The 19,708-nt window shown below is 60.9% G+C and carries 21 protein-coding genes, 1 tRNA gene and 1 pseudogene; 12 read left to right on the forward strand and 11 right to left on the reverse strand.

The window, feature by feature from the left end; genetic code table 11:
* Positions 1-6 precede the first annotated feature (6 nt).
* The gene (locus tag AB8B29_RS18505; RefSeq protein ID WP_037197331.1) at positions 7-492 is read right to left on the reverse strand and encodes a hypothetical protein; all 486 of its coding nucleotides are present in this window, start codon (positions 490-492) and stop codon (positions 7-9) included.
* Between the two features lie 276 nt (positions 493-768).
* On the opposite strand from AB8B29_RS18505, the gene AB8B29_RS18510 reads away from it, so the two are divergent.
* The 3 genes from AB8B29_RS18510 to AB8B29_RS18520 all read left to right on the forward strand — a co-directional run bounded on the left by AB8B29_RS18510 (position 769) and on the right by AB8B29_RS18520 (position 4,492).
* Positions 769-1,632 (forward strand): MurR/RpiR family transcriptional regulator, encoded by an 864-nt coding sequence (locus AB8B29_RS18510; protein WP_037197158.1) that lies wholly within the window; start codon positions 769-771, stop codon positions 1,630-1,632.
* 23 nt (positions 1,633-1,655) lie between these two features.
* Positions 1,656-2,432 (forward strand): SDR family oxidoreductase, encoded by a 777-nt coding sequence (locus tag AB8B29_RS18515; RefSeq protein ID WP_037197159.1) that lies wholly within the window; start codon positions 1,656-1,658, stop codon positions 2,430-2,432.
* Positions 2,433-2,572: 140 nt separating this feature from the next.
* Positions 2,573-4,492, forward strand: coding sequence for a beta-N-acetylhexosaminidase (locus tag AB8B29_RS18520; RefSeq protein ID WP_112441508.1), 1,920 nt, complete (start codon positions 2,573-2,575; stop codon positions 4,490-4,492).
* 147 nt (positions 4,493-4,639) lie between these two features.
* Here the strand turns inward: AB8B29_RS18520 and AB8B29_RS18525 are convergent, their stop codons facing one another.
* The 3 genes from AB8B29_RS18525 to AB8B29_RS18535 all read right to left on the reverse strand — a co-directional run bounded on the left by AB8B29_RS18525 (position 4,640) and on the right by AB8B29_RS18535 (position 6,653).
* Positions 4,640-4,822: a hypothetical protein gene (locus tag AB8B29_RS18525; protein ID WP_037197161.1), complete on the reverse strand. Its 183-nt coding sequence runs from the start codon at positions 4,820-4,822 to the stop codon at positions 4,640-4,642.
* A gap of 230 nt (positions 4,823-5,052) precedes the next feature.
* Positions 5,053-5,139, reverse strand: a tRNA-Leu gene (locus tag AB8B29_RS18530).
* 92 nt (positions 5,140-5,231) lie between these two features.
* On the reverse strand, positions 5,232-6,653 hold the full coding sequence (locus AB8B29_RS18535; protein ID WP_439006694.1) for a phosphomannomutase: 1,422 nt from the start codon (positions 6,651-6,653) through the stop codon (positions 5,232-5,234).
* A 189-nt stretch (positions 6,654-6,842) separates the two neighbouring features.
* Here AB8B29_RS18535 and AB8B29_RS18540 point away from each other — a divergent pair, with 189 nt between their 5' ends.
* Positions 6,843-7,271 carry a BA14K family protein gene (locus AB8B29_RS18540; protein WP_112441504.1) on the forward strand — a complete coding sequence of 143 codons (429 nt, stop codon included), beginning with the start codon at positions 6,843-6,845 and terminating at the stop codon, positions 7,269-7,271.
* A gap of 24 nt (positions 7,272-7,295) precedes the next feature.
* Here AB8B29_RS18540 and AB8B29_RS18545 read toward each other — a convergent pair whose 3' ends face one another.
* Positions 7,296-7,589, reverse strand: a complete 294-nt coding sequence (locus AB8B29_RS18545) for a SelT/SelW/SelH family protein (RefSeq protein ID WP_004108029.1) — start codon at positions 7,587-7,589, stop codon at positions 7,296-7,298.
* Between the two features lie 227 nt (positions 7,590-7,816).
* Between AB8B29_RS18545 and AB8B29_RS18550 the strand changes: the two genes are divergently transcribed.
* Together AB8B29_RS18550 and AB8B29_RS18555 are read left to right on the forward strand one after the other, a co-directional pair.
* Positions 7,817-8,551 (forward strand): type 1 glutamine amidotransferase, encoded by a 735-nt coding sequence (locus AB8B29_RS18550; RefSeq protein ID WP_112441502.1) that lies wholly within the window; start codon positions 7,817-7,819, stop codon positions 8,549-8,551.
* A gap of 102 nt (positions 8,552-8,653) precedes the next feature.
* Complete coding sequence (locus AB8B29_RS18555; protein WP_047556425.1) at positions 8,654-9,109, forward strand: GFA family protein; 456 nt, start codon at positions 8,654-8,656, stop codon at positions 9,107-9,109.
* Positions 9,110-9,130: 21 nt separating this feature from the next.
* Here the strand turns inward: AB8B29_RS18555 and AB8B29_RS18560 are convergent.
* Both AB8B29_RS18560 and lepA read right to left on the reverse strand, forming a co-directional pair.
* Positions 9,131-9,289, reverse strand: a pseudogene (locus AB8B29_RS18560) (type II toxin-antitoxin system CcdA family antitoxin); the annotation flags it as partial.
* An 8-nt stretch (positions 9,290-9,297) separates the two neighbouring features.
* Positions 9,298-11,130: a translation elongation factor 4 gene (gene lepA / locus AB8B29_RS18565; RefSeq protein ID WP_037197167.1), complete on the reverse strand. Its 1,833-nt coding sequence runs from the start codon at positions 11,128-11,130 to the stop codon at positions 9,298-9,300.
* A 172-nt stretch (positions 11,131-11,302) separates the two neighbouring features.
* Between lepA and AB8B29_RS18570 the strand changes: the two genes are divergently transcribed.
* Positions 11,303-11,875 (forward strand): helix-turn-helix domain-containing protein, encoded by a 573-nt coding sequence (locus AB8B29_RS18570; RefSeq protein ID WP_037197169.1) that lies wholly within the window; start codon positions 11,303-11,305, stop codon positions 11,873-11,875.
* A 20-nt stretch (positions 11,876-11,895) separates the two neighbouring features.
* Complete coding sequence (locus AB8B29_RS18575; RefSeq protein WP_112441500.1) at positions 11,896-12,417, forward strand: GNAT family N-acetyltransferase; 522 nt, start codon at positions 11,896-11,898, stop codon at positions 12,415-12,417.
* Positions 12,418-12,427: 10 nt separating this feature from the next.
* Here AB8B29_RS18575 and AB8B29_RS18580 read toward each other — a convergent pair whose 3' ends face one another.
* On the reverse strand, positions 12,428-13,033 hold the full coding sequence (locus AB8B29_RS18580) for an HAD-IA family hydrolase (protein WP_112441519.1): 606 nt from the start codon (positions 13,031-13,033) through the stop codon (positions 12,428-12,430).
* A 149-nt stretch (positions 13,034-13,182) separates the two neighbouring features.
* Here AB8B29_RS18580 and AB8B29_RS18585 point away from each other — a divergent pair, with 149 nt between their 5' ends.
* Both AB8B29_RS18585 and AB8B29_RS18590 read left to right on the forward strand, forming a co-directional pair.
* The gene (locus AB8B29_RS18585; protein WP_112441498.1) at positions 13,183-14,208 is read left to right on the forward strand and encodes a histone deacetylase family protein; all 1,026 of its coding nucleotides are present in this window, start codon (positions 13,183-13,185) and stop codon (positions 14,206-14,208) included.
* A 97-nt stretch (positions 14,209-14,305) separates the two neighbouring features.
* Complete coding sequence (locus tag AB8B29_RS18590; RefSeq protein ID WP_112441496.1) at positions 14,306-15,220, forward strand: EamA family transporter; 915 nt, start codon at positions 14,306-14,308, stop codon at positions 15,218-15,220.
* Positions 15,221-15,285: 65 nt separating this feature from the next.
* Here the strand turns inward: AB8B29_RS18590 and AB8B29_RS18595 are convergent, their stop codons facing one another.
* Positions 15,286-15,750, reverse strand: coding sequence for a truncated hemoglobin (locus AB8B29_RS18595; RefSeq protein ID WP_047556348.1), 465 nt, complete (start codon positions 15,748-15,750; stop codon positions 15,286-15,288).
* Positions 15,751-16,015: 265 nt separating this feature from the next.
* Between AB8B29_RS18595 and mbfA the strand changes: the two genes are divergently transcribed.
* Entirely contained in the window at positions 16,016-16,999 is a 984-nt protein-coding gene (gene mbfA, locus AB8B29_RS18600; RefSeq protein ID WP_037197179.1) for an iron exporter MbfA, read from the forward strand.
* Positions 17,000-17,089: 90 nt separating this feature from the next.
* Here the strand turns inward: mbfA and AB8B29_RS18605 are convergent, their stop codons facing one another.
* Positions 17,090-17,689, reverse strand: a complete 600-nt coding sequence (locus tag AB8B29_RS18605) for a transglutaminase-like cysteine peptidase (protein WP_037197180.1) — start codon at positions 17,687-17,689, stop codon at positions 17,090-17,092.
* Positions 17,690-17,926: 237 nt separating this feature from the next.
* Positions 17,927-18,739, reverse strand: coding sequence for an alpha/beta fold hydrolase (locus AB8B29_RS18610; RefSeq protein WP_112441494.1), 813 nt, complete (start codon positions 18,737-18,739; stop codon positions 17,927-17,929).
* Between the two features lie 279 nt (positions 18,740-19,018).
* Between AB8B29_RS18610 and infC the strand changes: the two genes are divergently transcribed.
* The gene (infC, locus tag AB8B29_RS18615; RefSeq protein WP_173411338.1) at positions 19,019-19,555 is read left to right on the forward strand and encodes a translation initiation factor IF-3; all 537 of its coding nucleotides are present in this window, start codon (positions 19,019-19,021) and stop codon (positions 19,553-19,555) included.
* The last annotated feature ends 153 nt before the right edge of the window (positions 19,556-19,708 follow it).

Consider the following 19,708-nt stretch of genomic DNA (forward strand, 5'->3'; position numbering starts at 1 on the left):
TCGCCTTTATTCCATGGGGTTCGGCAGGTAACCGGTAAAGCCGGAGATCTTCCAGCGCCCCTCATGCAGTCGGCAATAGTAAAGTGTCTGCCATTTCAGCACGTCGATGCCGCCATCCGACTTCTTCAGGCTGCCGTCGAATTTCTTGCGCACCAGCGCCGTGTCGCCTTCGATCTCGATGTCTTCGAGCGTCGTCGTCGTGAAAATGGCGGTACGCGGATCCTCGGCAAAGGATTGGCCGGCGAAGTCGCGCGCCTGGCGCAGCCATTCCTCGCGATAGGCTGACAGTGTCCGAAAGGCGAGGCGCCACTTGTCGGGGTTGATTTCGCGCCGTGCGTCGATGCCGATGAAGCCCTCCTCAACGAAATCGCCTGCTACCGACGACCAGTCGGCGGCAAGGAAAGCGTCGATGTCACGCGGCACGAGCATCTCCCAGATCGCATGCCTGATGGTATCGCTGGCAGGGAAGGGATTCTGGAAGGGATCACGCATTGTATCGGCCGTCATTTAAATTCTTTTCATAATCCACGATTTTCACTGGTCAAATTCTGCTTTCTATGGTCACTTGTCAACGCATCAAGAAAATAATTTGCAGGAATCGCATGATGTCCATCAAGCGTTATGGTTCCGGCCAGAGAAGAGCAGGCGGCGAGTCGCAACCGCTCTTGCGCCATGTTTTGGCCCGATGATGGATAACCGGATTGAGATGGATTGCGTCGCTCATTAAGTATCGGACGTTCTTAAGCGCAGCAACGCAAAGGGGAGCTGATGGATATCTTCACGACCATGCAGGACGAGAGGGGGCGGCTTTCACAATCGGAAATCCGGATCGCCGATATCGTCCTCGGTGACTTCGAATTCGCTGTTAACGCTTCCATCATCGAGCTGGCCGGCAAGGCGGACGTCTCGCCGCCGACCGTCACCCGCTTCTGCCGCCGTCTCGGCTGCGAAAGCTTCTCCGATTTCAAGGTGCAGCTTGCGCGCACGGCCTATGTCGGCATGCGCTATCTCAAGCCAGAGCCGAAGAGCATCGCCCCGGCCGATGTCGCGCAGGACATCATCACCAAGGCGCAGAATGCGCTCTTCCTGCTGCACCGCGGGCTGGATGTCGCGGCCATCGAACAGGCGGCCAATCGGCTCGCCGGCGCCGAGATGATCTACGCCTTCGGCTCCGGCGGCAATTCCTCGATGATCGCCAGCGAGATGCAGAACCGTCTGTTCCGGCTCGGCCTGCGCATCACCGCAAGCTCCGACCACAGCATGCAGCTGATGATGGCTGCGGCCGCCAAGCCGACGGATGTGCTGATCGGTTCGTCTTTTTCCGGCCGCAACGCCGAGCTCGTGCGCGCCTTCACGCTGGCGCGCGAGGCCAAGGTGCCGACCATTGCGCTGACGCAGAGCGGAAGCCCGGTGGCGCACGTCGCCGACATCACGGTGCCGGTCGATTTGCCGGAAGGCGAGAATATCTATCGGCCGACATCGACGCGCATCGCATATGTGGCCGTTCTCGACATTCTCGCCAGCCTCGTCGCCTACCGCATCCAGCCGCAGGCCACGGTGACATTGCGCCGTATCAAACAGCAGCTCGTCACCCATCGCGACGGCGACGATCGCCAGCTTCTCGGGGACTAGGATTTCATCAAGGGAACAGAGATATGAGCAGATCGGTAGCCATCGTCACCGGGGCCGCGGGCGATATCGGCCGCGCCATCGCCAAGCGCCTGGCGGATGACCACGATGTCATCCTGCTCGTCGATATCGACGAGGCTGCCGCGCAAAAGGCGGCGGAGGCGTTGGGCACCGCAGAGCGCTTCGTTGCGTTCAAGGCGGATATAACAAGCGAAGCCGATACCGCCGAGATGGCCAAGGCTACGACTCGGCTCGGCACGCTGAGGACGCTGGTCAACAATGCCGGGGCTGCCCGCGCCGTCAGTCTGCACGATACGACGCCCGAGATCTGGCGCGCCGACAATGCCCTCAATCTGGAAGCGGCGTTTCTCTGCTTCCGCGCTGTCGAGGACATGTTGAAGGCTTCGAAAGGGTCGCTGGTCAACATCGCCTCCGTCAACGGCCTGGCGGTCTTCGGCCACCCGGCCTATAGCGCCGCCAAGGCGGGGCTCCTGCATTTCACCCGGCTGGTCGCCGTCGAATACGGCAAGTTCGGCATCCGTGCCAACGCGGTGGCACCCGGCACGGTGCGAACGCAGGCATGGGAAAAGCGCGCCGCCGCAAATCCGAATGTCTTCGAGGAAGCAAAGCGCTGGTATGCGCTGCAGCGCGTCGTCGACCCGGTCGATGTCGCCAATGCGGTTTCCTTCCTGGCAAGCCCGCTCGCCGCCGCCATTACCGGCGTCTGCCTGCCGGTCGATTGCGGGTTGACTGCGGGGCAGGCCGAGCTCGCCCACACATTCTCACAATCCGATCACTACTAGAGTCGGATGATTTTAGGTCTGTTCGACCTAAAATCTGAATCCGCTCTAGAATCAAAGAGGTAGAGCATGATGTCGTCCGAAAACCGCTTACATTTTTCGGCATCATGCTCTGAACGCGCGTCGCCAAAGAGGGAACAAAGATGCAGCCGGCTTCCTTTCATCTCGAAAACACCTGGTCTCCCGAGGGAGGAAAGCATGGTCGACTGACCCTGACGCTTTTCAATTTCTCCGATGCGCCGCTCGCGAATTTCCGCCTTGCCTATACGACACTGACGCGCGTCGTCGATCCAGAGGCCTGCGACAATGCCATCTTCGTCCGCCGCAACGCCAATTTCCATGAGTTCGCCCCACCGGCAGGCTTCTCCGTAGGTCCCGGAGAGAGCTGGACGTTCAGTGTCTCCGCCCTTCACCGGGTCGCGCGGCATTGCACCGACGGCGCCAAATCAGCCTATGTGACGCTGGCGGATGGCAGCCATGTCACCGTCTTCACGTCGGACCTCCTGCTCGAAGGCCGCGTCAGCGAGCCGCCGCCGGTGCTGTTGCCGGAGGGCAGGCTGGAGCTTCCCTTCGCCATCCAACCATGGCCGGCGACGATCGATGTCAAGCCGGGCAAAGACTTCCCCGTTGCGCTCTATCCCGCAAAGGGCACGGATGCTGCAAGCGTGAAGGCACTCGCCACGGCGCAGGCGCTGTTCCGCCGGCTGTTTCCCGCCAATCACATTCCCTTCAGCCTCATCGCCGCGCCGCAGGGCAGGGTGCTGCGCTTCGTCGATCGGCCGGTGCTCGCGCGCGAAGCCTATGAGCTTACCTTCTCCGGCGATGAGGTCGTGCTCGCCTTTTCGGCCGATGCCGGCCGCCTCTACGGCCTGACGACGCTGGCGCAGCTTCTGGACGGCGCGCGACGCGAACCCGGCAAGTTCCGCTTCCCGATTTCGGGCGAGATCGCCGACCAACCGCGTTACGGCTGGCGCGGCTGCCATCTCGACGTATCCAGGCAGTTTACCCCCAAGGCGGATGTCCTGCGCCTGCTCGACATTCTCGCCTGGCTGAAGCTCAATATCTTCCACTGGCACCTGACGGACGACGAGGCCTGGCGGCTGGAGATCCGGGCCTATCCGCAGCTGACATCGACCGGCGTGCTGCGCGGACCGGATGAGCCGTTGCTGCCGCAGCTCGGAAACGCCGCCGAGCCCGTCGGCGGTTTCTATTCGCAGGATGATGTGCGCGAGATCGTCGCCCATGCCCTGACGCTCGGCATCGAGGTCGTGCCCGAGGTCGATATCCCCGGCCATAGCACCGCCACCCTTGTTGCCCTGCCTGACCTGACGGACGGGCAGGAAGCGCCGGACAGCTATCATTCCGTCCAGGGCTTTCCGAACAACGCATTGAACCCCGCCATCGAGCCGACCTACGAATTCCTCGGCAAGGTCTTCGACGAAATGGTCGAGCTCTTCCCTTCGGAATATATCCATATTGGCGGCGACGAGGTCGCTAACGGTTCCTGGCTCGCTTCGCCCCTGGCGCGCAAGCTGATGGAGAAGGAAGGCATATCAGGCACCTTTGCGCTGCAATCCTATTTCCTGAAGCGCATCAAGGCCATGCTGACCGAGCGCGGCCGCAAGCTTGCCGGCTGGAACGAAGTCGCCCATGGCGGCGGTGTCGGTGCCGAAGGCACGCTGCTGATGGCCTGGGAAAAACCCGAGGTCGGCATCGAGCTTGCGCGCGAAGGCTATGAGGTCGTCATGACCCCGGGCCAGGCCTATTATCTCGACATGGTGCAGGCCGACGCCTGGCAGGAGCCCGGTGCCAGCTGGGCCGGCACGGTGCCGCCGGCCCATACCTATGCCTACGAGGCGGAGGGTGATTTCCCGGATGAGCTGAAGCACCTCATGAAGGGTGTGCAGGCCTGCATCTGGCAGGAGAATTTCATCTCGCGTGATTACTTCAATCGTCTGGTCTTTCCACGCCTGCCGGCCGTTGCCGAGGCCGCATGGACGCCGAAGGCGCAAAAGGACTGGCTGCGCTTTGCCGCCATCGTCCCGCTCAGCCCGAAGCTCTAGCGCAGACCACTTGGGGGTGAGGCGTTCTTATTCAATGTCTCACCGTGTTCGAAGCTGCCGAAAGAAACTTTCGGCGGCTTTTTTTCATGCCTGGAATGAGGTGACAAATGACGGCCGGCAAAGCCAAAATTGCTTCATTTCGTCAGGTTACCCGGCCCGCGCCGCGGTGACGTCAGTCGGGAATACCCCAACCCAGGCCAATACGGCGATGGCCGTGATGACAAGCAGATACCACATGGTCAGATAATCCCCGACCAGCCTCCTGTTCAACGCGGCAAAGAGAAGAGCAACGCTGAAAGCAAGCCAGAGGAGATTGCAGATATGGTCCATTTTATTGTTCCCCTTATTGGTCTGTCCCTCCCTTAGCGGGAGGTTAACCAGATGGGGGGCCGAGAGGTAGTTCTGTAGCGGGATGGAGGGTTGCGCAAAGCGGGGGACAAGGGCGCGTGGGTGACGTGAGCAGGCCCAGACGCAATGTTGCTACTCTCTGTTACAGAGCAGCAAATATGCAAATTATTGTGCAGGACTAAGTGTTTGATCTTGGCAGTGATCAAATGGAATGGTGCCCAGAAGAGGACTCGAACCTCCACACCCTTTCGGGTACCAGCACCTGAAGCTGGCGCGTCTACCAATTCCGCCATCTGGGCGACGGACACGCATGTAAGGGGGTGGCCGTCTGGTGTCAACAGGGTTTTTGAAGTTTTCGTGTCAATCTGGAAAAAAGCGGTTGAAGCCCGGGTCAGACCCGGGCTGCCGCCCACGCGGTGATCAGGCCAAGTCCCTGTTCCAGCAGGGCCTTTGCCTCGCTTTCGCTTCCGGCTTCGACATAGCAGCGCATTTCCGGCGCGTTTCCGGAGGGGCGGAAATGGATGATTCGGCCGTCCGCAAGTGTTACCCGCAGCCCGTCTATGTCGCTCTTCGATGTCACTCCGGCAATGGGGCTAAGGAAGTCCGTGAGGTTGGCGTCGGAAGCGCGCAAATAGGCCATCAGCGCGGCGCTGGTTTCCACAGGGAAATTCTCCAGACGGTCGGCGGCGGCAAAGGGCAGGCGATAGCCGCCGGCCACGGCGGAGAGCGGTTTCTTCGCCTGTGCGGCGGCATAGAGCGTCGCGAGGATCGGCAGGAAGCTGTCGCGTGTCGGCAGGGCGTCGAAGGGCTTGCCCGCGACGGTGAAGCGGCTCGCCGTCAGCGTGCCGCCATTGGCCTCGAAACCCATGACATTGGCCTTGCCGGCGGCAACGGCTTCGTCCATGCCGGCGATCACATAAGGCGAGCCGACGCGGGTGCGGGTGACCGCATAGGAGCCGGCGGCTTCGATGCCGGAATTGGAGGTAACCGGGGTCACCACGACCTCGGCGCCGAGGAAGTTCGCGGCGATGAGGCCGAGCAGATCGCCGCGCAGCGGCTCGCCGGTTTCATCCGCGACAAGCGGCCGGTCGCCATCGCCATCAGCCGAGACGATGGCATCAAGCCCGTGCTCCGGCGCCCAGCCCTTCAGCAGCCGGATGGTATCGGCGGAAACGGCCTCGGTATCGACCGGAATGAAGCTCTCGGAGCGGCCGAGCGGCACTACGCGAGCGCCGTAATGGGCAAGCACCTGGCCGAAGAGGTCGCGGGCGACCGTGCTATGCTGATAGACGCCGATGGTGAGGCCTGCGAGGCTGCCTGCGGGAAGCAGACCCTTGTTGCGTTCCAGGAACAGCGCTTCGGTCTCCGCCGTGCGATTTTCGGCACTGCCTGATGTCTCGTCGATGAGCGTGTCGATGATCGCGGTTGCTTCCGCGCTGATCGCCAGCTCGTCCCGCTTGTCGATCTCGCCGTCCGGCCGGTAGAATTTGATGCCGTTGCGATCGGCGGGGATATGCGAGCCGGTGATCATCAGCGAGGCGGCTTTGAGCTGCAGCCCGTAAAGCGCCAGCGCGGGGGTCGGCAGCGCGCCGCAATCGATCGGCGTCAGACCGGCGCGCTTCAGGGCGCCGATGCAGGTGGCCGAAATGGCAGGGCTCGACTCGCGGAAGTCGCGGCCGACGAGAATGAGGTCGCCGGGTTTGGCATGGCCGCTCTTCAACAGGTGGTGGGCAAAGGCGGTCGCATAGAGGGCGGATGCCCGTCCGATGAGGTCGACGGACAGGCCGCGAAGGCCGCTGGTGCCAAATTTCAAGCTGCTCACGGGCAATCTCCTCGGAATGATTGCGCTGTTATGGCGCAAGCCGTCTTAAGGATCAACCGATCGTGAAGCGTTGTTTTCCGGTTGCGGCAGCACTGGTTTTGCCACCGTCATGACCCCAAATAGATATGGAAGCGCCGCGGCAGCGACATCGGCTGGCGGCGCCCGCTACAGGAGTTTATCATGGCTGTTTTCGGCAGGATCGCGTTCGGTTGCGCTCTCGGTTTCGCCTTGCTGGCGCATGCGGATTTCGCCGCTGCCGCTTCCGATCCTCCGAGGATCGTCATTCCGCCGCGCACCACCAACTCCGTCATTTGTGATTCTCGCGGCTGCTTCGGCTTCGGGTCACGGCAATTCTATACCCGTCCCGGCCAGCCCCTTCCCATCACGCCGCCCTATACCGGCGGCACGAACCGTTACGACAGCCCGCGGATTCAGATCCCTCCGCGCGAAGACTATACGCCCCCGAGGGTCGTCTATCCGTCGCCGGCGCAGCAGCGCGCGCGGCATCAGATGTGGTGCGCCGAACGCTATCGGACCTATAACCCAGGCACCAACCTCTATTCCACCATCCATCACGGCTTCCAGACCTGCCGTTCGCCCTTTGACTGAGAGCTGCGGCCCGCAATAGGCAGTTCAGCTTTCCAGCGATGCGCGGTCCGTATGGCCGAGATCGCGCTCGGGGTCGATGATATCGCGCACCCGCTGCTTCAGCTCCTTCGGCCCGGGGAAACCGCCGTCGCGCTTGCGTTCCCACAAGAGCTCGCCATCGATGCGGATTTCGAAGACGCCGCCGGTGCCGGGTATCAGCGCCACTTCGCCGAGACTGTCGGTGAAAGTCTGCAGCAGCTCTTGCGCCATCCAGCCGGAGCGCAGCAGCCAGTTGCATTGCGTGCAATAGAGAATGGTGATCCGCGGCTTGTCGCTCATCGTTGTCATCCTTCGTCGTTTGATGACATCTAGAGCATTTCCAGGAAAAGTGTGAAGCGGTTTTCCGTTCGGAAATGCGCAAAAACAAAAGGATAGAGCGCTGCCGTGACCTTGTTTGGAACGGAAGCGCTCCAGGCTCAACCTTGGCGGGCTGCAAGCTAGGCCCTTGCCTGATCACCCCGCCTCGTGCTCATCTCTGGCGAGAACATTGCTCGGGAATCATCGGCATGCGCGTCGCAATCATCGAGAATATGAAGAATACCCCGCTCGGCGCCCTCGGCATCGCGCTGGAGGAGGCGGGAGCTGAGGCCGAATGGTTCCGCGCATGGGACGGCGAAGCGCTTCCCAAGGATACGGCATCTTATGACGCGCTCGTCGTGCTCGGCGGCGAACAGAATGCCCGCGACGACGAAACCCATCCCTACCTGCCGGAACTGGCGCAGCTGATGCGCCGCTTCGAGAGTGAGGATAAGGCCGTGCTCGGCATCTGCCTCGGCAGCCAGATCCTTGCGCGCGCCTACGAGGCGGAAAATCTCATCGGCGCGGCCGACGAATTCGGCTGGAAAATGGTGGGCCTGACCGAGGAGGGCAAGACGGATCCGCTGCTCGCCGGCGTCGGCGACCAGTTCACCATTTTCGAATGGCACTCCGATACCTTCACCCTGCCGGCCGGCGCCGTGCGCCTGGCGACCAACGGCGTCGCGCAGAACCAGGCCTATCGCATCGGCCGCGCCACCTATGGCACACAATTCCACTTCGAGGCCAATGCCGCCGTGGTCGACCGCTGGCGTGCCGAATTCAAGGCGACGATCGAAAGCAAGGAACCGGGTTGGCTGGAAAGCTATCCGGAGCTTGTTGCCCAACATGCGGAAGCTGCGGAGACTGCGGGCTTGGCGATTGCGCGTGCCTGGGTGCAAACGATCGGAACACGGCAGACGCTTCTTCAGGCAGAGGAAGCATGAGGATTGCTATAGGCTTCCAATTCAGAGGGAAGCCGGTGTCGGCATCATCCGAAGATGAATGCCGGCGCCGATATATCATCAAAGACGGGAGGAGATAAGATAATGACGACGCTGGAACTACCCTGCGAGGGCGGCTGCCGTTGCGGACAGGTGCGGTTGAAGATCAGCGCCAAGCCCTTGCTGACCATGGCCTGTCATTGCACCGGCTGCCAGCGCATGACCGGCAGCGCCTATTCGCTGAGCGCCGCTATCCCCTCCGATGGTTTCGAGGTGACGCAGGGCGAACCGGTCATCGGCGGCCTGCATGGCGACGCCATCCATCATTATTTCTGCCCGCATTGCATGAGCTGGATGTTCACAAAGCTCGACGGCGTGGATTGGTTTGTCAATCTGCGCGCCACCATGCTCGATGACCCCAGCTGGTTCACGCCCTTCATCGAAACCTGGACGAGCGAAAAACTGCCCTGGGTGACGACGCCGGCCAAGCACAGCTACGCCGCGCTGCCAGCGATGGAAGAGTATGAAGGTTTGACGAAGGAATATATGGCGCAGGCCTAAACCTGCAGCGAACCCACGCCGTCAGAATTGCCGGTATTTCGCAAAAGGCAGACCGTGCTTTTCGATATAGGCATTTGCTTCGGCAATCGCCTCTGCATTTTCGACGAGCCAGAAACGTTCGCGCTCAATCTTGCTGGCGCGAGCGGATTTGTCTTCAATAGGATGTGAGGTATCGATCTTCGAGTCGCTCACTCATCCCCCATCTTCAGCGCGGCGATAAACGCTTCCTGCGGGATTTCGACCTTGCCGAACTGCCGCATGCGCTTCTTGCCTTCCTTCTGCTTGTCCAGCAGCTTGCGCTTGCGGGTGGCGTCGCCGCCGTAGCACTTGGCGGTCACGTCCTTGCGCAGCGCCTTCACCGTCTCGCGGGCGATGATGCGCCCGCCGATAGCAGCCTGGATCGGGATCTGGAACATGTGCTGCGGGATCAGGTCCTTGAGCTTCTCGCACATGACGCGGCCGCGCTTTTCGGCGGCCGAGCGGTGCACCAGCATGGACAGCGCGTCGACCGGCTCGGCATTGACGAGGATCGACATCTTGACGAGATCGCTCTCGCGATAGTCCGTCAGGCTGTAGTCGAAGGAGGCATAGCCCTTGGAAATCGACTTCAGGCGGTCGTAGAAATCGAAGACGACTTCGTTGAGCGGCAGGTCGTAGGTGATCATGGCGCGGTTGCCGACATAGGTCAGCTCGGTCTGGACGCCACGGCGGTCCTGGCAGAGCTTCAGGATCGAGCCGAGATAGTCGTCCGGCGTCAGGATCGTCGCCTTGATCCACGGTTCGCGGAATTCGGCGATCTTGACCACATCGGGCATGTCGGCCGGATTGTGCAGCTCGATCTCGGTGCCGTCGGTCATGGTGAGTTGATAGACGACGGAAGGGGCCGTCGCGATCAGGTCGAGATTGAATTCGCGCTCCAGGCGCTCCTGGATGATTTCCAGATGCAGCAGGCCGAGGAAGCCGCAGCGGAAGCCGAAGCCGAGCGCAGCTGACGATTCCATCTCGAAGGAGAAGCTGGCATCGTTGAGGCGCAGCTTGCCCATGGCCGAGCGCAGATCTTCGAAATCGGCGGCATCGACCGGGAAGAGGCCGCAGAACACCACAGGCTGGGCCGGCTTGAAGCCGGGCAGGGCCGCGGCGGTCGGGCGCTTGTCCTCGGTAATGGTATCGCCGACGCGGGTATCGGCCACTTCCTTGATCGAGGCGGTGATGAAGCCGATCTCGCCGGGGCCCAGGCTCTCGACGGTCAGCATCTTCGGCGTGAGAACACCGACGCGCTCGATCTGGTATTTCACGTCCGTGCCCATCATGCGGATGGTCTGGCCCTTGGTCATCACGCCGTCGATGATGCGCACGAGAACCATGACACCGAGATAGGTGTCGTACCAGCTGTCGACCAGCAGGGCCTTCAACGGCGCCTTTTCGCCGCCGGGGCTCTTGGGCGCCGGCAGCTTGTGGACGATGGCTTCGAGAACGTCGGGAATGCCGAGGCCGGTCTTGGCCGAGATCAGCACGGCCTCGGAGGCGTCGATGCCGATGACTTCCTCGATCTGCGCCTTGATGCGGTCCGGTTCGGCCGCCGGCAGGTCGATCTTGTTGAGAACGGTGACGATCTCGTGATTGTTGTCGATTGCCTGATAGACGTTGGCGAGCGTCTGCGCTTCCACGCCCTGGCTGGCATCGACCACCAGCAGCGAACCTTCGCAGGCCGACAGCGAGCGCGAGACTTCATAGGCGAAGTCGACGTGGCCGGGCGTGTCGATCAGGTTGAGGATATAGGTCTCGCCATTGTTGGCTTTGTAGTGCAGGCGCACCGTCTGAGCCTTGATGGTGATGCCACGCTCGCGCTCGATATCCATGCTGTCGAGCACCTGCTCCGACATCTCGCGTTCGGCCAGGCCACCCGTCGTCTGGATCAGACGATCGGCCAGCGTCGATTTGCCGTGGTCGATATGGGCCACGATCGAGAAGTTGCGGATGTGCGAAAGCGGTGTGGTGGAATTGGTGCTCATGCGCGCCATATAGCAGCGCCGCCCCGCGCCGCAAAGCGGAAAAGCGGGGTTTTGACGGCTATATTCACGCTGTGGCAGGGTTTTCTGACGTCACGGCCGGCAGATTATGATCATGCTTGATTCCATCATTGGATCGTGTAATTCTCTTATAATAGAATTTCAGCGCAGATGATGGAGTCAAATGGCTGATGATGATCTGGAACTGGCGATCGGCGCGCGGATCAAGCATCTGCGTATCGCTCGCGGCCTGACGCTGGACGAGTTGGCGAATGCCTCCGCCGTCAGCCGCGCGATGATCTCGCGCATCGAGCGGGCCGAGGCAAGCCCGACGGCGTCCCTGCTGTCGCGGCTCTGCGCGGCGCTCGGCCTGTCGCTTTCGGCCTTCTTCGCCGAGGACGATAATGATGTGTCGCCGCTGGCTCGCCGCGACCAGCAGGCGGTCTGGCGCGATCCGGAAACCGGCTATGTCAGGCGTGCCGTCTCGCCGCCTGGAACGGGCTCGAAGGTCGATCTTGTCGAAGTCGTCTTTCCCGTCGGCGCACGCGTCAGCTTTCCGCCGAATAGCGCGAGTCTCGGCATGACCCAGCATGTCTGGCTGTTCGAGGGCGAGATGGAGGTGACCCACCGCGATATCACGCATCGCCTGATGCCCGGCGATTGCCTCTACATGGGCGTCGGCGATGGCCATGCCTTCCACAATCCCGGTGAGGCCCCTGCGCGCTATTGCGTCATCCTCGATCGCGGCCGTTCATAAAACCATCCAAGGACCGTTTCATGCCCGACATTCGCCTTCTATCCGCTGCTGATGCCCGTACTGTCCTCTCCGATCTTTGCGAGGTGCTTGCCGATTGCGTCAATGGCGGTGCCTCCGTCGGATTCATGCAGCCCTATGGATCTGCTGATGCCGTGCCCTATTGGCAAGGCGTTGCCGATAGTGTCGAGAGCGGCGCGACATTGCTTCTTATCGCCGAGATCGAAGGCAAGGTTGTCGGCACCGTGCAAGTGGGCGCGGCGCAGATGCCGAACCAGCCGCATCGCGGCGATCTGAAGAAATTGCTGGTGCACCGCTCCGCCCGCGGCAAGGGTCTCGCCCGTCTCTTGATGGAGGCCGCAGAGCGCGAAGCCGCCCGCGTCGGCAAGGGCTTGCTGGTGCTCGATACGGCTACCGGCAGCGAAGCCGAGGCGATCTATCCGCGTCTCGGCTGGCAACGCGTCGGCGTCATCCCGGATTATGCGATGTGGCCGGAGGGCGGCCTCTGCGACACGACCATTTTCTACAAGCGCATCGCTGCGTGAGAGTGCCGTCTCAGGCGGAAAAGGCGGCGATGGCGTCCTGCAGTCTCATGCCGGATGTCCATTGCTTCGCCTTCCAGCCAAACTGACGCGCCGCCGCGATATTCGCCTCGACATCGTCGATGAAGCCGATCTCGTCGGCGGCGATGCCGACCTTCTCGGTCGCCAGCTGAAAGAATTCGGCTGCCGGCTTTTGATAGCCGAGAGCGGCGGAATAGAAAATGCCGTCAAAGCGCGCGGAAAGCCCGAGCTTCTCCATGAGATAGCCGGCGCGCAGATGCTCCTGATTGGTCGCAAGGAACATTTGCGTCCCCTCCGCCCGCAGCGCGGCGAGGTCGTCCAGCAGTGTGTGGTCGAGGCGAGAATCGTTTTCGAGCCAGTAGTCGATCAGCGTTCTCGCGCTGAGGTGGGGAGCAATTGTGCCGAGAACCTCGACCAACCTCGGTTCCAGCGCGTCGCGACCGGTGACGATATCGCGCCAATAGGTTTTGAAGAATGCTTCTTGCAGCACATCCAGCTGCAGCCCCAGATCGCGTTCCAGATAGGTGAAAAGCGGCAGGCCGTCGCTCGGCCGGCCATGGATCAATACGCCATCGACATCGACCATCAGGATTTTCATGCCGAATGCCCCCAAATTGCGAGATGTGAGCGGAAGATGCCGTCGTTTCCCATTGCGTTCAAGGGCGCACACCCGGCTCTTTTTTCTTGGCGACGATGCATGTAAGCCTTTGCGTCGACACAAGTTAGCCTGTCATGGAGGGGACGACAATGCGGGTCATTTACTCGGAGGATCATAAGCTCAGGGACGCCAAGACCGAGCTGCATGACGGTCAGCTCGTCACGCCCTTCGAAGCGCCGTTCCGCGCCGAATGGATCCTCGCCGCCGTCAAGGAGGCGGGCTTTCGCGACGTAGTCGCCCCCGAGGCGTATGGGTTGGAGACAGCGCGCAAGGTGCATGATCCCGCCTATCTCGATTTCCTGGGTGTGGTCTGGGAGCACTGGGTTGCGGCTGGCTACAAGGGCGAGGCGATCTCCAATTCCTTTCCCGTCAGGCGCACCAGCCAGCGCATACCGGAAAACATCGTGGGCTTGATCGGCCACTATGCCAACGCCGCCGATACCTCGATCACCAAAGGGTCTTATGAGGCAGCCATCGCCTCGATGCGCTGCGCTCTGACGGGGGCCGACTGGCTCCATGCGGGCAATCGTTTCGCCTTCGCGCTCTGCCGCCCGCCCGGTCATCACGCCGGTTTCGATCTCTTCGGCGGCTATTGCTTCATCAACAATGCCAGCGTCGCGGCGCAGCGCCTGTGCGATCATGGTGCGGCCAAGGTGGCGGTGCTCGACGTCGATTTCCATCACGGCAATGGAACGCAGGACATATTCTACAAGCGCGGCGACGTCTTTACCGCCTCGCTGCATGGCGATCCGATCCATGCCTTTCCCTATTTCCTCGGTCATGCAGACGAGGAAGGGGAAGGTGACGGGCTCGGCACGAACCGCAACTATCCCCTGCCGCGCGGCACGCCCTGGGAGGTCTGGTCGGCGGCGCTGGACGACGCGCTGTCCCGGATCAAGGCATTCGGTGCAGAGGCGATCGTGCTTTCGCTCGGCGTCGATACCTTCGAGCGCGATCCGATCTCCTTCTTCAAACTGGCGTCGGAGGATTTCATTCGCATGGGTGCGCGTATCGCGGCTGCCGGCTTGCCTGTTCTTGTCTGCATGGAGGGCGGCTATGGCGTGCCGGAGATCGGGCTGAATGTAGCTAACGTGCTGAAGGGCCTCGAAGGCTGACCGATTCTTGTATCAAAGCGTCTGATCGCAGGATGAAAAGTTTGAATTTGCCAGTCTCTGGCTCGGCCTCTAAAAGCCTCGCATAAGAGGAGAGGTCATGGATCAGAAGATTGTCGAAGGCGGCTCGGATGGCGGCGCGGCGCTGATGCCGCATCCGGATGTGGCGACGTCCTCCGGCGGCATCGCCGCCGGTGTGCTCATGTGCCTGCTGTCCATGTCGTCGATCCAGTTCGGCTCGGCATTGTCGTCTCCGATCATCAACGCCTATGGTCCGGCCGGCGCGACATGGCTGCGGCTCGTCTTCGCGTCCGCCGCATTGGCGATCATCGTCCGTCCGAAGATCATGAGCTACAGCCGCACGCAATGGCTCGGCGTGCTGGCGCTCGGCACCGTATCGGCGCTGATGACGACGTCCTTCTTCTCGGCGATTGCTCGTATTCCGTTGGGTCTTGCCGTCGCCATCGAATTTCTCGGGCCTCTGCTTGTCGCGACCCTCGGCTTCGGCCTCAGCCGTCAGCTTCTCTGGCCCGTCTTTGCCGCTGTCGGCGTTCTGCTATTGGCCTATGACGGCGAGGAATGGGTGGGCAACCTGCCTGGTATCCTCTTTGCCATCGGCGCGGGCGCGGGATGGGCCTGCTACATCCTGCTGACGAAGAAGGTCGGCAATGCTTTTCAGGGCCTTGAAGGGCTTTCCGTGTCGCTGCTGGTTGCGGCAGTCGTTTCGACGCCCTTCGGCTTCGTCTCCGCGGTCCCGCATCTGACGGCCTTTGGCCTCCTCGAAATAGCCGGCTTGGCGCTGCTCGTTCCGTTGCTTCCCTATGTGCTGGAAATGGTGGCGCTGCGGCGCATGCCCACCTCGTCCTTCGGTATTCTCATGAGCCTCGAGCCCGCCATCGGCGCCTTCGCGGGCTTCGTCATCCTGTCGCAGCCGATGACGCCGTCGCAGATGTTCGGCACGGGGCTTGTCGTTGCCGCCAGTATCGGGGCGACTGTGTTTGCTGCAAGGAGTTGATGAGCTTTCGCTATGCCGCGTCTCTGACACCCCCTCCGCCAACTCGAAGGCAAGATGATCGCTCATCAACCCTGTCGCGCCGGATCATCCACCGCTGGATTGTAAAACAACGACAATACTAGGCTTTTGGCAATGCGTTCGGCGGTGGCCATGAACCAGCTTTTCGCCTCCTCGGTGGGCGCGATATCATCAAGTGTCTGCGAAAACAGCGCCAGCCACTCCGGAAAGAGATCGGCGGCGATACCCTCTACGCCGAGATGCGCCTGCACCGGCTTGCCGCCATAGGCGCCGTTCTTGAAGGCGACCGAGGACCAGAAGCGTTTCATCTTTTCCATATGATCCGGCCAGCGCCCGGCGAGGCGGCCGTCGAATACCGGCCCGAGGCGCGGATGGGCCTGGATGCGCGCGTAAAACGTTTCGACCAACCTGTCGATGAAGGCGGCATCGATGCCCATGCGCGTCATCTCCGCTTCGGCTTTTTCGCGAATGCCGGCGAGATGGGCGGCTCGTCCCTGTATGTGGTTTTCCATATGATGCTCCCGCCGGACCTGCGCGGAACGCCGCGGCGGCCGGCTTTCGTCCCCGCCTGTCTATGCTATTTCATGGCAAAGCCAAGACGTCATGCAGGCGTTGCGGCAATCTGTCAAAGTGGCGTTACAATTTTCCGCTCTCCTTATTTATGCATTACCCCCTTTCTGAGGCGAGATTTCCGTTGGAGACATCGCCTCGGCGCTTGACCGGCACGACGGCTCACTTTACTTTTAGAATAATTCTAAAAGTAAGAGGCTGCCTCTCATGTTGTTGGGTTTTTTCCGTTCGCCGAAACGTTCCTTTACCTCCCTGTCCGAGCAGGAGATTCTGGCCATAGCCATCGCCGCCGAAGAGGACGATTCACGCATTTATCTCGCCTATGCCGACATATTGCGCCCGAATTTTCCCGAGTCCGCCAAAGTCTTCGAGGATATGGCCGAGGTCGAGGATACTCATCGCAAGACGCTGATCGACATGCATCGCAAGCGGTTCGGCGAGCGCATTCCGCTGATCCGGCGCGAGCATGTGAGTGGTTTCTATGAACGCAAGCCGGACTGGCTGCGCAAGAACCTCTCGCTCGACGCCATGCGCGAGGAAGCGGAGGCGATGGAGCAGCAGGCCTATAATTTCTACGTCGAGGCCGCCAAGCAGGTCTCGGATGCCTCGACACGCCGGCTTCTCGGCGATCTGGCGCTGGCCGAGCAGGGCCACGAGGACGTCGCCCGCATGCTCGGCGACAAGCACACGCCGGAAACCGTCAAGCACGAGGAGGATGCGCATGCGCGTCGCCAGTTCGTGTTGACCTATGTGCAGCCGGGTCTCGCTGGCCTCATGGATGGTTCCGTCTCGACGCTCGCGCCGATCTTCGCCGCCGCCTTCGCCACGCAGCAGACCTCGCAGACCTTCCTGGTCGGCCTCTCGGCCTCGGTCGGTGCCGGCATTTCCATGGGTTTCACTGAAGCCGCCCATGATGACGGTAAGATTTCCGGTCGTGGCTCGCCGATCAAGCGCGGTCTTGCCTGCGGGATCATGACTACGCTCGGCGGCCTTGGTCATGCGCTGCCCTATCTCATTCCGCAGTTCTGGACGGCGACGATCATCGCGGCCATCGTCGTCTTCTTCGAGCTCTGGGCCATTGCCTTCATCCAGAACAAATATATGGAGACACCGTTTCTGCGTGCCGCCTTCCAGGTGGTGGTCGGCGGCTCCCTCGTGCTCGCAGCGGGCATATTGATCGGAAACGCTTAGGGCGTGTTGCCGCCCTGCTTTCCTGAACCAATGAACAAAGAAGGCCGGCAAATCTGCCGGCCTTCTTTGCGAGGTCGATGATTTCGGTGCTTACTTGACGGCGCCGACCAGAACGTCGTTGCCGTTCTCGATGGTGACCCAGCGACCGGCGTTGAAGCTCGCCTGACGCTTCAGGTAGGAATAGGGGGTCTTGGACCAGATCTTTATCTCGTCCTCGAGATTGTCGAGGATATAATCGCCCTGCTTCGTGCGTAGCGTCAGCACGGCATGGCCCTCGCCGTCGGGCTTGCGCACGACCGTCATCAGCAGGTCGGAGGCGGAGATGCCGCTCTGCATCAGCAGCCTGCGCTTCAATAGGGCAAAATCCTCACAGTCGCCGGCGGTCTTCGGATATTCCCAATATTCTTCCTGGCCGTAGACTTCCATGTCCGTCGCGGGCCGGATGGTCTTGTTGACGCGCAGGTTGATCTGGTTGACCAGCGCCCAGGAGGCGGCATTCAAGTCGACCGGGCCGACATTGCGGGTCGGGCCGCACTCGTCGGTGTGCCTCTGGCAGAAATCATAGTGCCCGATAGGCTGGGAAGTGACGTTGCCGACGGTCATCGACGCGGTCTGCTGAGACGCCGGCATCGCCGACGACGACATCGCAACTATAGCAGCGAAAGCAACCAAAAGGCCCTTAATACGCACGCCCACTATTCCTTGTATCGTCCCTGCATTTGTTAACAAATTGTTAATGTAGGGGGGCGTGCGAAGTCAATCGTTACTTAAGTGTTAACGTCGGAACCGGCCTATATGGTTAATTTCGGCACAATCAAGGAGATAGTTGCCATAATCTCATGCCTCCTGCGATTACGGAGGTACCAAGCCAACCCGCCACGACGAGGGAGCCGCTTATCAATCTGGCGACATGATAGCTATTTGATTTTATGCAATATTATGCGTTGCCAGCGTCTCCGCTGCCGCCAGCATGCGCTCCAGATCCTGCGGTCGTGACAGGCGGTGATCGCCGTCACGCACAAGTGTTAACACCACGTCGTCGGCAGGCAGGTGCTCGACCAGCTTCAACGAATGGGCAAAGGGCACGTCGGCGTCCTGCATCCCCTGCAGGATATGGACCGGGCAGCCGGTCTCGATGATGCCGGTCAGCACGCGATTGGCGCGGCCGTCCTCGATGAGGGCGCGGGTGAAGATGTTCGGCTCGGGACTATAGTCCGACGGTTCTTCGAAATAGCCGCGCTCTGCCAGCGAGCGCCGCTCGACATCGGAGAGATTGGGCTCGATGAGATCCACGGTGAAATCCGGGGCTGGCGCAATCAGCAGGAGACCTGCGATGGCAGGCGCCTCTTTGCGCTTGCGCAATTCCTGGATGACCCTGAGCGCGATCCAGCCGCCCATGGAGGAGCCGACGAGGACGATCCGGGTCGGCTTGGTATGCTCTATGACATCAAGCGCCTCTTCCAGCCAGCGCGAGATCGTGCCGTCGGTGAACTTGCCGCCGGATTGGCCGTGGCCGGAATAATCGAAGCGGATGCAGCCGAGACCGAGCCGCTCGGCCAGCGCATCCAGTTCCAGCGCCTTGGCGCCGCTCATGTCGGATCGATAGCCGGATAGCCACACGAAGCTTATGTCCTTCGAGCCCTTGCCGGCGGCACGCTGGCAGACGGCGATTTGACGCTGGCCGTCGCCCGTGCCAACGGAAAGGAAGGTCGGCTGAGTGCCTGCGGCTGCTTCGGACATCAAGAAACTCCCGGAATTTTTGCCCTATAGAGCAGATTCGCGCGCGCATGACCCGAAAAATCGTCGGGCTTTTCACGCGGGTTTCCACTTCTTTTTGGAATAATACTGTGTCCTTCGCGCATCTTGCGCTGCCGTGATACTGTATTGACACGCAAGAGGTGATTTTTTCCTGATGTCATGCTATTGACTTCAACACAGCTTTTACGACATTTCCGTCAGTTGCGCTGATGGGAGCGAGAGGCTGCAGCTAATCCGAAACAATTCGTGGAGAATACGACCATTCGCAGACCCTTTAAAACCGATGCGCCCGTAAAGGACGGGCCACGTTCCAACAGGGAAATTCGCATTCCCAAAGTTCAGCTCATTGGAGCTGACGGCGCTAATATGGGTATCGTCGCGACGGACCAGGCGTTGAGAATGGCAGAGGAGGCCGGCCTCGATCTGGTGGAGATTTCCCCCAATGCTGAACCGCCTGTGTGCAAGATTCTCGATCTGGGCAAGCTGAAATACGCTAACCAGAAGAAGGCCGCCGAGGCGCGCAAGAAGCAGAAGATCGTCGAAGTCAAAGAAATCAAGATGCGTCCGAACATCGACACCCATGACTATGAGGTGAAGATGAAGGCGATCGGCCGTTTCTTCGAGGAAGGCGACAAGGTGAAGGTGACCTTGAAGTTCCGTGGCCGCGAAATGGCCCACCAGGAACTCGGCATGAAGCTTCTTCAGCAGGTCAAGGAAGACACGATTGAGATCGCCAAGGTGGAAGCCGAGCCCAAGCTCGAAGGCCGTCAGATGATGATGGTGCTTGCGCCGAAGTGAGGCGCAAGTTGGAGTAAGAGGTCGGAGCCGTCCCATTGGGCGGCTTTTTCCTTTTTTGCAGCAATGTCGATGCCTGTCATCGATCTGCAAAGATTCAGGCGTCTGGCCCGTTGCACTCTGAGGCAACTGCGGTTATAAGCGCGCGTCCGAACT

It is taken from the genome of Rhizobium sp. 11_C7_N12_5, assembly GCF_051811145.1.
Lineage (GTDB): Bacteria > Pseudomonadota > Alphaproteobacteria > Rhizobiales > Rhizobiaceae > Rhizobium > Rhizobium lusitanum.

Excerpts from the sequence above, each read along its gene's own strand:
- AB8B29_RS18505 (WP_037197331.1), bottom strand. The coding sequence starts at position 492 with ATGCGTGATCCCTTCCAGAATCCCTTCCCTGCCAGCGATACCATCAGG.
- AB8B29_RS18570 (WP_037197169.1), top strand. The coding sequence starts at position 11,303 with ATGGCTGATGATGATCTGGAACTGGCGATCGGCGCGCGGATCAAGCAT.
- AB8B29_RS18595 (WP_047556348.1), bottom strand. The coding sequence starts at position 15,750 with ATGGAAAACCACATACAGGGACGAGCCGCCCATCTCGCCGGCATTCGC.
- AB8B29_RS18580 (WP_112441519.1), bottom strand. The coding sequence starts at position 13,033 with ATGAAAATCCTGATGGTCGATGTCGATGGCGTATTGATCCATGGCCGG.
- AB8B29_RS18510 (WP_037197158.1), top strand. The coding sequence starts at position 769 with ATGGATATCTTCACGACCATGCAGGACGAGAGGGGGCGGCTTTCACAA.
- lepA (WP_037197167.1), bottom strand. The coding sequence starts at position 11,130 with ATGGCGCGCATGAGCACCAATTCCACCACACCGCTTTCGCACATCCGC.
- AB8B29_RS18545 (WP_004108029.1), bottom strand. The coding sequence starts at position 7,589 with ATGAGCGACAAGCCGCGGATCACCATTCTCTATTGCACGCAATGCAAC.
- AB8B29_RS18515 (WP_037197159.1), top strand. The coding sequence starts at position 1,656 with ATGAGCAGATCGGTAGCCATCGTCACCGGGGCCGCGGGCGATATCGGC.
- AB8B29_RS18520 (WP_112441508.1), top strand. The coding sequence starts at position 2,573 with ATGCAGCCGGCTTCCTTTCATCTCGAAAACACCTGGTCTCCCGAGGGA.
- AB8B29_RS18575 (WP_112441500.1), top strand. The coding sequence starts at position 11,896 with ATGCCCGACATTCGCCTTCTATCCGCTGCTGATGCCCGTACTGTCCTC.
- AB8B29_RS18590 (WP_112441496.1), top strand. The coding sequence starts at position 14,306 with ATGGATCAGAAGATTGTCGAAGGCGGCTCGGATGGCGGCGCGGCGCTG.
- AB8B29_RS18585 (WP_112441498.1), top strand. The coding sequence starts at position 13,183 with ATGCGGGTCATTTACTCGGAGGATCATAAGCTCAGGGACGCCAAGACC.
- AB8B29_RS18540 (WP_112441504.1), top strand. The coding sequence starts at position 6,843 with ATGGCTGTTTTCGGCAGGATCGCGTTCGGTTGCGCTCTCGGTTTCGCC.
- AB8B29_RS18555 (WP_047556425.1), top strand. The coding sequence starts at position 8,654 with ATGACGACGCTGGAACTACCCTGCGAGGGCGGCTGCCGTTGCGGACAG.
- AB8B29_RS18550 (WP_112441502.1), top strand. The coding sequence starts at position 7,817 with ATGCGCGTCGCAATCATCGAGAATATGAAGAATACCCCGCTCGGCGCC.
- mbfA (WP_037197179.1), top strand. The coding sequence starts at position 16,016 with ATGTTGTTGGGTTTTTTCCGTTCGCCGAAACGTTCCTTTACCTCCCTG.
- AB8B29_RS18525 (WP_037197161.1), bottom strand. The coding sequence starts at position 4,822 with ATGGACCATATCTGCAATCTCCTCTGGCTTGCTTTCAGCGTTGCTCTT.
- AB8B29_RS18610 (WP_112441494.1), bottom strand. The coding sequence starts at position 18,739 with ATGTCCGAAGCAGCCGCAGGCACTCAGCCGACCTTCCTTTCCGTTGGC.